Below are 13298 nucleotides of genomic sequence, written 5' to 3'. Positions count from 1 at the left end.
ACCTTTGTAAGGTATAACTGCCCCATATGACTGTTCTACGTTACCTGTTATGGCCATTTTCGATCCTCTACGGCGGCATTCTGCTGCTGCGGAATCTGCTCTATGACAAGGGCTGGCTAGCCTCTGGGCGTTTTGATCTGCCAGTCATATCTGTTGGTAATCTCACGGTTGGAGGCACCGGCAAAACGCCGCACGTGGAATACCTGCTGCGGCTTTTGACCGACAAAAGAACAGCCGTGCTGAGCAGGGGCTACCGACGCAAAAGCAAAGGTTTTGTACTGGCTGATGATAAAGCAACTGCCCATACCCTGGGGGACGAACCCTTTCAATACTACCGCGACTTTCCAGACGTGACCGTTGCTGTCTGTGAGAGCAGACCCGCAGGTATAGCACAGCTGCTTAAATTAAAAACCGCTCCAGAGGTCGTGATTCTGGATGATGCTATGCAGCACCGCCCCGTCAGTCCGTCACTTAACCTGATGCTAACCGACTATGGTCGTCCGTTTTACAAGGACCATGTGCTGCCAACCGGACTGCTGCGTGAACCCCGGCAGGGTGCCCGGCGTGCCGATGCTATCATCGTAACAAAATGCCCTTCAACGCTAGCATCAGATGAGATGATGCGTATAGACAAACGCATCCGCAGGTATAGCCGACCTGACACACCTGTTTTCTTCAGTACATTTCGATATGGCAACCCGGTAGGTATAGGCAATGCTACACAGTTGTCAAAACGTGTTGTGCTGCTGACAGGTATAGCTAATGCCAGTCCATTGCTGCATTATTTAGCTGACAGGAAATTTGAAGTTGTGCAGCACTTAAAATATCCCGACCACTATAGCTATACCTTAGCGGATATGGAGAAGCTGAAAGGTATACTGGAAGGAAGTAGTGGTAAAGATCTGATAATCATCACAACACGTAAAGATGCTGTGAAGCTGTCAGATGGTCTAATTGCAGCTGCGACGCGGGAGCTGCCGATATTCTATATACCGATTGAAGTGTACTTTCTGCAGCAGGCTGGAGAGACTTTTAACGCTTTGATAAGGCAGCATATAAGCGCTTTCAGAGCATCTATACCTATCGCTGGGGATAAAAATTAAACTAAAACACCTTATACTTCATAGCAGTACGTATATGGGTTGCACGAAAATCACTAATTTTGGCTTGTGAAAAGTAAGCTCTTAGCAGTAATATGGCTCCTGGTGGGTCTGGCTGGTGCCCAGCAGGCACAGTCCCAGATCGTTGACGACACAACAAAAGTGCTCTACAGCCCTAGAACAACACTTCAGTTGTTTGAAAACGATGTGCTGGAAGGACGGTATCTGTTGCAGCGTATTGATACCAGCATCAACAACATGCACAATGAGCGCTTCTGGTACCATGATACAGCGCATTATCAGCACCTGGGTAATGTGGGCACGGCATCCAAGGCTATTCTTTTCAGAGCCCCAAATAAGATTGGCGCACGACTCGGCAAAAACGTGTTTGACCGCTATGCTTACGATCCGCATCGCTTCAATTACTATAATACTCGTTCACCGTACTCTCACATTTTCTATGTGCAGGGACAGCGGGGAGAACAGGTTTTTGAAGCGACGCATACCCGCAACATTACGCCCGGCTGGAATGCAGGCGTAGCTTATCAGATCATTTCCGGCAACAGACAGATAGGTGTATCTAACCTGCGTCGCGATGGCTACCTGAGTAGCCAGGCAGTGAAGGCTTTTACGCATTATCGGTCCGAGAATGAAAAATATGACCTGTTTGCTAATTTCACCCACCTCAATCACGAGCAGATTGAATTTGGCGGAATTATACCCGGAGAGGCTAACCGGTTTCTGTTTCAGCAGGCGCTCACCTACCTGAACCAAGCCTCTACACGGGAGTTCCGCAGCAACTATCACCTGATGCACATTTACAAGCTGGCCGGGGAGAACCTGAAGCTATTCCACAGCTTCGACTGGGGGCGTCAGCGCGATATTTTCCAGGATGATGCTATTCAGCGTCAGAACAACGGTGAGCCAGTGTTTTACCCAAGAGTTCTCACACCGCTCACCCGAACGGATGACCGTACCGCTTACCGCGAAATGGAAAATGTGGCAGGTGTAACCGGAAATAACAAACTCTCTTTCTACAAGGCTTACGCCAAGTTCCGTAACTCCAAACTCGACTACAGAGTGCTTAGCATAGCACAGCAGGACAGTTCGGAGCGTTACAATGAAAGTAATGAAAGTCTGAACCAGTTGTTTGTAGGGGGCGAATTGCGCCTGATGTACGGTCAGGCACTGCTGTCTTTTGACGGTGAGTTTCAGATGACAAACGACTACAAGGTAGGTGCTACTGCTAAACTGGGTCCATTGCAGGGGCGTGTCAGCCGAGTGCTACGCTCACCCTCACTTATAGAGCAGCGTATAATCAGTAACCACTTTGAGTGGACCAACAACTTCAACAATTCTGTGACTGATCGCCTGGAGGCTACATTTGCCAGCAAACTAGGTGAGCGTCAGTTTGTTCGTCTAACCGGTCACTTTAACCACATCAAGCGCCACATTTACTTCGATACGGTTGCTGTACCTAGGCAGTATGCAGATAATCAACAAGTGTTTGGAGTTGAACTCCAGCATCACATCCGTTTCGGCAAGATTCATTTTGAAAACTTTGTCGCTTATACGAATACGAGCGAAGCACCTGTCATTCGCATACCGGAGTGGTTGTTTGACTCTAAGCTCTACTTTGAAGGTGCGCTGTTCAGAAATGCACTGATAGGTCAGTTTGGGGTGCAGGTGTATTCTCCTACCGCCTACAGGGCAGACGCATACATGCCTGTGACACAGCAGTTCCATTTGCAGAACAGCTTCAACATACAGCCTTACCCCGTAGCGGATGTGTTTATTACAGCTGATATCAAGAACCTGAACGTGTTCCTTAAAATGGCAAACATCGCTTCCGATCTGACAGCGCCGGGTTATTTCAGTACGCCTTACTACCCGGGCATGCGGACCAGCTTTGTTTTCGGCATTAAGTGGATGTTTTTCGATTAATCTACCTTACCCGTATGTCTTCCCAATTTACCAAAACGATACTGCGCCTTCAGCTTCCTTCTGACCCGCGTTGGGTGAACATTGCTGAGAAAAACATTGAAGAAATATTAGTAGACCACGCTTACTGCGAGCAGAAAGCAGCTACCTCTGGTATATCCCTCATTGTGAAGTACCCTGACAAGACTCGCCTTGTGGAAGAGATGACGGACCTGGTGGCAGAGGAGTGGAGCCACTTTGAGCGCGTGCTGGCAGAACTGAAGAAGCGTGGTTGGGGGCTGGGTCGTAACCGGCCTGACGAGTATGTGGTGGAATTGACCAAACACATCAGGAAAGGCGGCCAGCGGGAGCGCCAACTGATGGATCACTTGCTGGTGAATGCTCTGATTGAGGCTCGCAGCTGCGAACGTTTCAAACTTCTCTGGAAAAATATACAGGACGAAGAGCTCCAGAAGTTTTACTACGAGCTCATGGTCTCAGAAGCGGGGCACTATGTAAGTTTTGTGAAGCTTGCCAAGGAGTATATGCCAGCAGACGTAGTGGATGCCCGCCTGAATGAACTACTCGAAATAGAAGCAAATATCATCCGAAATCTGGAACCCCGACCAGATAGGATGCATTAAATTAATATTGATCAGAATTTTTCATTGTTTGGCCACCTGATTAGATCTATTTGCCTTATTTTGTTTAATTTATTATAGTTTAGTTAATACTTATTCCTTTGGTAGGAGTATACTCTATGTAAGTATCACTTCTCAAATCGAATAATTATGAAACAAGCTTACTGTATTTTTTTTGCTCTGCTTATAGTATGTATAAGCGGTGGACAAGTTTTAGCACAAGGTAAAAGCCGGATTGGAAAGGCTGCTGAAGTTTCTCAACTCTACAAGAGTAAAGCCAACTTAAAACAATCTCAGCGATCCGCTTCTCATGAGGTGCGCCATCAGCTCCCTGGTAACAAATCCATTTCGTTGTCAATCAGCAAGAGTAAAACTGAAAAGGACGGCGAGATTTTTTACGGGAAAGTTTCCAATGTTCCTAATAGTAACTTCTTCCTGAAAGTGTTGGGCAATCGGGTAACAGGCGATGTAATAATGCCTGATCAGAAACGCTATTATCGCTTTACGACAGAGCTGAACGGTGATGTATACCTGCAGGAAGAGGACATTGATAAGGTGCTTTGTGTTGACTTCATGCGGCATCAGAGTGTTGAGTCTGGCCGTCATGAGAACTCCTTAGGCGCTGCTGCAATACAGGTTCCAAACCTCGAAAGTCTGCCTGGGGCCACAGCCGTTGTGCTGCTTGACTATGATGGGCATTATGTCGACGGCACACTTTGGAACCAAGTATTCAACGGCGGTAACCCTATAGACGCACTGCCTATGAACTACAGTGAGTCAGAGATAGAGGCCATGTGGGCCCTCATCAGTGCAGATTTCATCGCATTTGATGTCAATATCACGACTAGTGAGGAAGTCTTTAATCGGGCGCCAGTCAACAGACGGGGCAGAGTCATTTTCACGCCGACTAATTATTTTTCACCTGGTGATGGTGGGCGTGCTTACATTGGATCTTTTAATTTTGGCGGTGATATATGGGGAGAGACACCCAGTTTCGTCTGGAACACAGGTGTCGTAAATGGTGGCAACACGGCTTCCCATGAGATTGGGCATATGTTGCACCTGTTGCACGATGGCAGAACTTCGCCTGCAGAAGAATACTATTATGGAAACGGGAGTTGGGCACCTATTATGGGAGCAGCCTTTATTCCATTCGCTCAGTGGAGTAAGGGGGATTACCCATTTGCCAATAACACGGAGGATGACCTGCATATAATTGCCACTCGCAATGGCTTCGGTTATCGCACTGACGATCATGGTGACTATCATGAAGCGGCTTCTGCTGTGGTGATAGATGGAACAGGGGCAGTTGCACCGGCTTCAAACAAAGGGAACATCAGCAATTCAGATGATATAGATGTATTTTCATTTGAAACCTCAGGTGGTTTGGTTACGCTGCAGGTACAGCCAACTGCAGAACATTCCAACCTGAACCCTCTGCTTGTGCTGCGCAGCGAAAGCGGTCAGGTAATTCGAGTGCAGGATGTAGGGCAACCTGCTGTCAGTATTGAAGAGGAACTTCAATCTGGCAGGTATTTTCTGTCGATTGAGGGGGGGACCTCCGTCTACGGCGCATATTCTAAATATGGATCACTTGGGGAGTATACCATTAGTGGGTACATACCCGTTGTTACTCCTGCTGTAGCAGTAGATTTAGTTTCTCCGGCAAGTGGTACTTATTTTAAAGCTGACGCTTCTGTGGACCTTGTTGTAGCACTCGATATTCCAGACAACACCTCTATTCAAAGGGTTGTCTACTACCAGGGAAATAAGATATTGGGCACTTCCAGCAAAGCTCCCTATACTTTCCATTGGAAAGGTATAGGAAAGGGAACGTATGAAGTATACGCTGTAGCAGTTAATCAGCAGGGGGAAACATATGCTTCGGATCCTATCAGTATCATGGTTGTAAATGGTTACGGGGGAGGTAACAGGAATAGCTGTGAGCTTCCCGATTGGCGACCTGATTTTATGTATGTGGCAGGAGCACTTGCTTCATTAAATGGCAACACTTACGAAGCCCAGCGCACCTCAACTGGAAGCAACCCATCGCAAAATAGTCATGCAAAGGGTGATTGGAAATACAGAGGTCCATGCCGTGGAGCAATTGCTTCAAACAAGTCTTCTTCTAAAGCTACAGCGGCATTTTCATCAGACGACATCCTGGTATATCCTAACCCGGCCAGGAACAGAGGCGTTTTGCAGGTAGAGCTGCCTGAAGTACTAACTACAGCACAGGTCACGCTGCAGGAAGTAGGCACTGGGGCCAGGTTAATGGAAAGCAATTACCGCCACATGTCTAAGATACCGATTCAACTAAATAAGCTTCCTCATGGTTACTATGTGCTCCGAATTGTATCAGAAAATCAAGTGTGGACCAGAAAAGTTATTATAAATCCATAGACTGACACTATAGATCAGACGCTATTATAATTGGAGACCCTACAGTTGCAGGTTGTCGTAGACCTGTAGCTGTAGGGTCTTATGTTGTTGCCTAGATCACGTCTTCTGCTTTTTCTTTTTAGCTGCCGGGAAGAGGATATTGTTCAGGATAAGCCTATAACCGGGTGAGTTAGGATGCAGGGCCAGGTCGGTAGGGTCTTCGCCTACCAGGTGCTGGTAGTCTTCCGGGTCATGGCCGCCATAGAAGGTCCAGGTGCCACGGGCGAAGGTGCCGTGCATATAGCGTATTTCGCCTACTTCCTTGTTTTCACCCATCACCACTACTTCTGGTTTGACCAGACTTTTGCGGAAGGCAGTTGTCTGACCCATAAACCCTTTGATGGTTTTGGCGTGGTTTTGCGTCAGCATGGTAGGTATAGGGTCCCATTTGGCTGAAAAGGTGAAGAGTTGAAAGAAATCGTTTGGCTCTGTCAGACCACGCTCCTGTGGCTGCATGTCAATATTGGAGTACTCATACTCAAGCGGGTTGCGCACCAGCGAGAAATCTTTGAATGCAAAGGTTTTACTGAAATCCAGTTTACTTTGCGCATTGGGATCAGCACCGTCGCCGTCGTACATCGACTCAATAAAGTCCACGCCTTCTGCCGCCAGGGCTATGTCATAGGTGTCGGTGGCCGAGCACATGGCAAATAAAAAGCCGCCTCCGGCACAGAAATCCCGGATGGTGCGAACTACTGCTCCTTTCAGTTCTGATACCTTTGTGAAGCCAAGCGATTTGGCAGAAGCCTCTGCTTCGCGCTGCTGTTCCTGGTACCAGGGATAATGGCGGTAGCTCGAGTAAAACTTGCCGTACTGGCCCGTAAAGTCTTCATGGTGAAGATGTAGCCAGTCGTACTTAGGAAGGTCACCGCGCATAATCTCTTCGTCATATATCTTATCGTAGGGGATCTCGGCGTAGGTCAATACCAGCGTTACTGCATCGTCCCAGGGCATTTTAGACTTGGGAGTATATACGGCTATCTTGGGTACCTTCTCCAGCTTCATGACATCCATGTTGGCCTCCGGGTCGCTTATCTGGGTGAGGATGGTGTTGTATTGTGCATCAGAGATTACCTGGTAGCTGATCCCGCGCACGACCAGCTCGTTTTCAAGCTGCGGGGCATGCTGGAAGGCAAAGCTACCGCCCCGGTAATTAAGGAGCCAGTCAACCGACACGCTTTTGGAGAGCACCCAATAAGCCGCTCCATACGACTTCAGGTGGTCTTTCTGGGTATCATCCATCGGTATAAGTACCGTGGAGCTGAAAGCATGAAAGGGGAGAACCAGGTATGTGATGAGCAGTACAAGATGGCGGAATGACTTCATGAGCTTAACATATGGTAACAAATGTATTGAAATTGGTTCTTTTTTCAGATATTGGAGGTAAATTAGAAACCAGAGGTTCTTCCTTATACTTAACGCAGGGGGGAACGTTTCGCATATAAGATCTAAGCTATGGACCTGTTCGAAAATATACGGGAAAGTATTCGAGCCATCAAAAGTAACCTGCTACGGACCGTCCTTACCGGCCTGATCATCTCTATTGGCATTATGTCACTGGTAGGTATACTCACAGCCGTTGATGGCATGAAGAACTCCCTTAACCAGACTTTTTCGAGCCTTGGCGCCAACTCTTTTGATATCCGAAAGAAGTATAATAGCGGCAGGGGAAACAATGGACAAGGCAGGACTGACAAGGTATACCCGGATATCACCTACGACCAGGCAGTAAAGTATAAGGAGCTGATGGAGGCGAAATCACAAGTGAGCCTTTCAGCCAATATTTCAGGTGCTACAGTTGTAAAAAGCGTAACAGATAAGACAAACCCGAATATAAACGTAATAGCCGGAGATGAATTTTACCTGTCTGGCCAAAACCTAAACCTGGAGCGGGGCCGGGCTTTTTCCAACTATGAGTTGGAGCTTGGTTCCAACGTTGCCATCATTGGTAAAGAGATATCTGATAAGCTTTTCCCAAAGACAGATCCGATTAACCAATATATCTCATTTTTAGGGCGCCGTTTTAAAGTAGTAGGGGAATTGGAGAAGCGTGGAAGCAGCATGGGCGGCAGCGGAGGTGATCGCATGATTCTTATCCCACTCGAAACGGGGCGTCAGATCCCGCAGCAAGGCAATGGCACTCTAACTTACAACATTAAAACCTCCATATCTAAGCCTGAGGAACTTACCTATGTCATGGGCGAGGCTACGGGCGTGATGCGCAATGTGCGCCAGGACAAACTGGGACAGGAGGAATCCTTCGAAATCAGAAGAAGTGACTCGCTTATTCAGAGCCTGAACGAAATTACGGGTTATCTTAAAGTGGGTGGATTCATCATTGGATTTATTACCCTGCTGGGTGCCTCTGTCGGGCTAATGAACATCATGATGGTGTCAGTCAATGAGCGTACGCGTGAAATTGGCGTTCGGAAAGCTTTGGGTGCCACTGCTATGCAAATTCAGCAGCAATTCCTGATCGAGGCCATCGTGATATGTATCCTGGGAGGGTTGGTCGGTATTTTCCTGGGTATACTCATGGGCAACGGCATTGCATCCCTGATCGGTGATGGCGGCTTCATTGTTCCCTGGATCTGGGTATTTGTTGGTTTAACTATCTGTGTGCTTGTTGGTGTGCTTTCGGGCTATTATCCCGCTCACCGTGCCTCCAGACTCGACCCAATCGAATCATTACGCTACGAATAGTGTATGATAAAGCTATATGATGGTCTGAGCCGTATCTTAGACGAGAAGCGCTTAGTCCCGATCATGAATAACACGAAATGGAAGGAGTTGATTGCGGCCATGCTCAGTCTTCCTCAGATTGAACCGCATGTGCGCATCAAATATCTCCATGAGGATGTTGCGCCGAAACATTATGCTCCAATATGGTGGGAGCAACTGGAACACACGGGCCTGGCAAACATTGAGTGGCTGGAAATAAAGGCGATGAAAGAAACCAGTACCGGGCTCTTAGCGCCAACGCTGCAGGCAGACTATACAGATCTGTTTCAGGAGGTGTTAGATAAATATGGCATACCGCATGAAGTAGAGGGGGAGATATTCAGGATAATGGGTTACCAGCAGCTACAATAAGAGATTAAAATAAAGAAGGCGGGCTTAATAGCCCGCCTTCTTTGTTTGTTATACTCGGTGTCTGGTTATTTCTTTTTGGCAGCTGGCTCTTTTGTAGAGGCCGCTGTTTTCTCCTGATCATATTCGCTGTTCAGACCAGCCAATACCTCTTGTGTTATGTCCAATGAGTTGTCGCCGTACAAGATAGCACTTTGGCCTCTGGAGTAAGTCAATACCATTTTATAGCCTCTTTCCTGGCTTAGCTTCTGCAGGTATGCTTCTACGCGATCATAGATCTTTTTCATCTCTTCAGCTTCTTCAGTAGCCAACTGGTTGCCAGTAGTCTGGCTTTGCTGCTGCAACTGCTGCTGACGCTGTGAGAGTTTCTGTTCTGTAGAAGCACGCTGCTCCACTGTCATATTGCCGCCAGTGCGCTGGTAGTTTTGCACATCTTTCTCGAAAGCAGCCGCTTTGGCCTGAAGATCTTTCTCAGCTTTCTGCGTTTTGGACTGGAAGCGTGTACGAGCGTCTTTGAAATACTCATAATTGCTCAGCAGAGAGTCTGAGTTGATGTACACAATATCAGCTACGGCAGCGGTAGCCAGGGTGTCGGAGCTGTTAGCTGATGTAGTAGAAGTAACGGTCGCCTGTGGCTTTTGATCTGTGTTACAAGCAGTTAATAGGGCGCCCAAAGCAACTCCCAAAACGATTCTAGATAGGTTCACAATTAGATAATTAAGCTGTTATTGATTGTTTCAGACTGAAAATATAGGGCTAATTTTTAAAAATTCAGAATTTTTAATGTTTCAATACCTCTATATAAGTTTCTTCGGCCTCCATTAAGCCCTGTTCGTTGATGCCGGTCAGTCGTACATGTTTTGTTTCGTTCACCAGTACAGGGTCGTATTTGGCTGCTACACGCACATAATTCTCAGTCCAGCCTTCCATCACACCGTCTTTCACATCGTCTTCGAACAGCACCGTAAACTCCCGGCATATATTCTGCTCATAGAAGAAACGTTTTTTCTTCTCCGAAAGGATGCGCAGCATGTCTGCTCTGCGGTTACGATCCTTGATGCTTACCTTGCCCGGCATATCAGGAGCCATTGTGTTTTCACGCTCGGAGTAAGGGAATACGTGCAGGTAGCTCACATCAAGTCCATTGATGAAGTTGTAAGTCTCCAGGAAGTCCTCTTCTGTTTCGCCCGGGAAGCCTACGATCACATCCACCCCAATACAGCAATGCGGCATAAGAGATTTAATGGTGGCAACACGGTCAGCATACAGCTCACGCAGGTAGCGGCGTCGCATCAGCTTCAGTATCTTATTGGAGCCTGACTGTAGCGGCACATGGAAGTGCGGCATAAAGCGATTGCTTTGGCTCACAAATTCTATAATCTCGTCTTTTAGCAGATTAGGCTCGATAGAAGAGATGCGGAAGCGATCTATACCTTCTACTTTGTCAAGTTCCTGTACTAGTCCGTAAAAGGTCTCCACACGTTCCCCATCCTGCAACCCGAAGTCGCCTGTGTTTACACCTGTGAGCACGATCTCTTTCACACCCGACTCAGCTATTTCATTGGCAGAGCGTACTACATTGGCGATGCTATCGGAGCGGCTGTTGCCACGGGCCAGCGGAATGGTGCAGAAGGTACAGGAGTAGTCGCAGCCGTCCTGCACTTTAAGGAAGGTGCGCGTACGGTCGCCGAAAGAGTAGGAGTTATGGAAGGTGTTGGCTTCGCTGATGGCGCTGGCGTATACCTGCGGCTGTTCTTTTTTCTCGAAAGTCTCCAGGATGTCCACCAGCTGAAACTTCTCAGCTGCTCCCAACACGGCGTCAACACCCGGAATTTCGCTGATCTCTTTTGGCTTAAGCTGCGCATAGCAACCTACAATTGTTATAAAAGCGTTTGGAGAGTACTTCTGCGCCTCCTTTACGATTTTACGACACTTCTTGTCTGCGTTGTCGGTGACAGAGCAGGTATTGATCACGTATATGTCAGGCGTATCGGTAAACTCCACCTTCTCAAAACCGCGCTCCTGGAAAATTCTTCCGATCGTGCTGGTTTCAGAGTAGTTCAGCTTACAGCCCAGTGTATAAAATGCTACCTTTTTCATAATCAGGGTGCAAAGATACGAATTTAAATTTTGAATAAGTTAGTAGAGGCCTATGTAACCAGTGCTGTTAATCAGCATTTTAACTGGCCAGCCTAATTTTTTACACGCAACGCCTTTGCCTATACCCATCGCTCTTTCTATTTTCTGACGAAGTCTTCAAAGGAGTATTGCATATAGGCTTTCCCCAGTTCGATCTGTTCGGGCGTTACACCCTTGCCCTTGATGATAGGCTTTTTGGCCACATTATCGTAGGACAGCACTTTGCCGGGGGTAATAAAAGTAAAGCCGTCCCTGAAAACATAGAATGCAAAGGGATAATCACTTGGCGCCAGCAGGTTGCGTCCCCACTTGAAGTCCTGGTGTGGCAGGTCCAACTGGTAGAGCAGGGTAGTGGCAATGTCAGTCTGGCTGCCAATGGTGGAAACGGTTCGTCCTTTGTCCGCCAAAGCGCCTCCTGTCAGAATGAAAGGTATGCGAAACTTGGTGCTTCTATAGTTCGGATCATCATAAGGCAGTGGATGTCCATGGTCGGCTACCAGTACAACCAGGGTCGAATCCCACCAGGGTTGCTTCCGGGCCTGCTTCATGAATTGCCCCAATGCCCAATCGGTATAGTAAACTGAGTTTTTGAATTTGTCACTGATTTTGTTTCCTTTAAATTTAGCAGGTATAGGAATTTCGAAAGGCTCGTGGCTGCTCAGGGTATAGACTGTGCTAAAGAAAGGCGCCTTTTCCTGATTAAGGTCCTGAAGCACACGCTCAAACAACACATGGTCATGCGCGCCCCACTTGGAATTATAGCTCTCAGCCGGGAAATCATGCTTGTCAATCAGTCGGTCATACTTGCCGTTTTGCAGGTATGAGCGTATGTTGGCAAACTCCAGTTCTCCTCCATAATAAAATGAAGTGCCATAACCAGCCTTTTTGAATGTCTGACTCAGGTGCGGCAGTTGCTCTGTTTTCTTAGGGTTTTTGATGATCGAAGTAGTCGTCTGCACAGGATAGCCGCTCAGAAGTGCCACCATGCCTTTTTCGCTGCGGTCGCCACTTGAATAAAGCTTCGTAAAAGTGATTCCCTCTTTGGCCAGTTTATCCAGATTGGGGGTAACGCCAGGTCTCCCACCCAAATGCTCCACATACTTGGCGGTATAGCTTTCAAGAATGATGAAAAGCACATTGGGTCGCTCTACGCGAAGAATTTTCTCAGAAGAGTCTGCAGTGGAGGCATAGAGTTCAGCTACTTTGGCAGCGGCCGCTTCATAGTCCATGTACTTGTAAGGGTTGCGCGTCTCTTCGTTATACTTCAGCATGGTGTCCATCAGGTTCCAAGGCATATTGAGACCGGCGTGATTAGCATATGGGTTCTCCGAGAAATACACGACACTCTGGTTGATCGGGATTTGCTGCCAGCCACCCCGCATCGGCAGGACCAGGACAGCGGTGAACAACAGCGCAACACCTGCATACTTCAGCTTTGAAAAGTTGAGGTGGTAATTTTTATAATCAAATGTATAGCGAAAGAGCAATGCAAAAAACAGGCTGGTGGCCAGCGCAATGATGCTCAACAGCAGAATTGGAGCTGCTGCTGCAGAGGCTGCCATTTCGCCTGGTGTGTTCAGGTACAGCATCGGCGTGGAGTCGAGCCGGAAACCCCAGTAGGTATAGAGTTCCAGGTCCACCGCCATCAACACCGACAGCAGCACGAGTATGGTATAAGTATAGTAGCGGATAAACTTTCGCACCCGCAGTCCCGGGAAAAGGGCAGTACACAGAATAGCCAGAAAGGGGATAGCGCTTACATAGGAGCTGAAAGAAAGATCCAGGCGAAGGCCTTTTGTAAAGATGGTCAAAAGATCTGCCTGCGATAATTCCTGCGTGCGGTTATCATGGTAAAGCAGAAAGGTGGCTCTGGCTGCAACAAAGTACAGCACCCAGAACAGAAAGTAGAGTGGCTGATATAAAAGGCTTCGTATCACGGCTGCAAATATACAACTTATGTATCCTC

General features: G+C 47.6%; 10 protein-coding genes. 6 read left to right on the top strand and 4 right to left on the bottom strand.

The window, feature by feature from the left end; translation table 11 throughout:
• Positions 1–26: 26 nt before the first annotated feature.
• The 4 genes from lpxK to BW972_RS09365 all read left to right on the top strand — a co-directional run bounded on the left by lpxK (position 27) and on the right by BW972_RS09365 (position 6064).
• Positions 27–1103: a tetraacyldisaccharide 4'-kinase gene (lpxK, locus tag BW972_RS09380; protein WP_076421903.1), complete on the top strand. Its 1077-nt coding sequence runs from the start codon at positions 27–29 to the stop codon at positions 1101–1103.
• Positions 1104–1169: 66 nt separating this feature from the next.
• Positions 1170–3044: a putative porin gene (locus tag BW972_RS09375; RefSeq protein WP_083674124.1), complete on the top strand. Its 1875-nt coding sequence runs from the start codon at positions 1170–1172 to the stop codon at positions 3042–3044.
• Between the two features lie 14 nt (positions 3045–3058).
• Positions 3059–3664 carry a MiaE family protein gene (gene miaE / locus BW972_RS09370; protein ID WP_200805473.1) on the top strand — a complete coding sequence of 202 codons (606 nt, stop codon included), beginning with the start codon at positions 3059–3061 and terminating at the stop codon, positions 3662–3664.
• Between the two features lie 147 nt (positions 3665–3811).
• A complete protein-coding gene (locus BW972_RS09365; RefSeq protein WP_076421901.1) occupies positions 3812–6064 on the top strand; it encodes a T9SS type A sorting domain-containing protein in 2253 nt (750 codons plus the stop codon).
• A gap of 96 nt (positions 6065–6160) precedes the next feature.
• Here BW972_RS09365 and BW972_RS09360 read toward each other — a convergent pair whose 3' ends face one another.
• Entirely contained in the window at positions 6161–7429 is a 1269-nt protein-coding gene (locus BW972_RS09360; RefSeq protein WP_076421900.1) for an asparagine synthetase B, read from the bottom strand.
• 129 nt (positions 7430–7558) lie between these two features.
• Between BW972_RS09360 and BW972_RS09355 the strand changes: the two genes are divergently transcribed.
• Positions 7559–8806: an ABC transporter permease gene (locus BW972_RS09355; RefSeq protein WP_007653601.1), complete on the top strand. Its 1248-nt coding sequence runs from the start codon at positions 7559–7561 to the stop codon at positions 8804–8806.
• Between the two features lie 3 nt (positions 8807–8809).
• Positions 8810–9196 (top strand): DUF6678 family protein, encoded by a 387-nt coding sequence (locus BW972_RS09350; RefSeq protein WP_076421899.1) that lies wholly within the window; start codon positions 8810–8812, stop codon positions 9194–9196.
• Between the two features lie 65 nt (positions 9197–9261).
• On the opposite strand, the gene BW972_RS09345 is transcribed toward BW972_RS09350, so the two are convergent.
• The 3 genes from BW972_RS09345 to BW972_RS09335 form a co-directional block, all read right to left on the bottom strand.
• On the bottom strand, positions 9262–9900 hold the full coding sequence (locus BW972_RS09345) for an OmpH/Skp family outer membrane protein (protein ID WP_234986337.1): 639 nt from the start codon (positions 9898–9900) through the stop codon (positions 9262–9264).
• 73 nt (positions 9901–9973) lie between these two features.
• Complete coding sequence (gene mtaB / locus BW972_RS09340) at positions 9974–11293, bottom strand: tRNA (N(6)-L-threonylcarbamoyladenosine(37)-C(2))-methylthiotransferase MtaB (protein WP_076421897.1); 1320 nt, start codon at positions 11291–11293, stop codon at positions 9974–9976.
• Positions 11294–11430: 137 nt separating this feature from the next.
• Entirely contained in the window at positions 11431–13269 is a 1839-nt protein-coding gene (locus tag BW972_RS09335) for an LTA synthase family protein (RefSeq protein WP_076421896.1), read from the bottom strand.
• Positions 13270–13298 lie beyond the last annotated feature (29 nt).

This window comes from Pontibacter lucknowensis, assembly GCF_900156415.1.
GTDB lineage: Bacteria > Bacteroidota > Bacteroidia > Cytophagales > Hymenobacteraceae > Pontibacter > Pontibacter lucknowensis.
The sequence above is the reverse complement of the archived record's forward strand: the minus strand, read 5'-3'. Positions and strand labels throughout refer to the sequence as shown.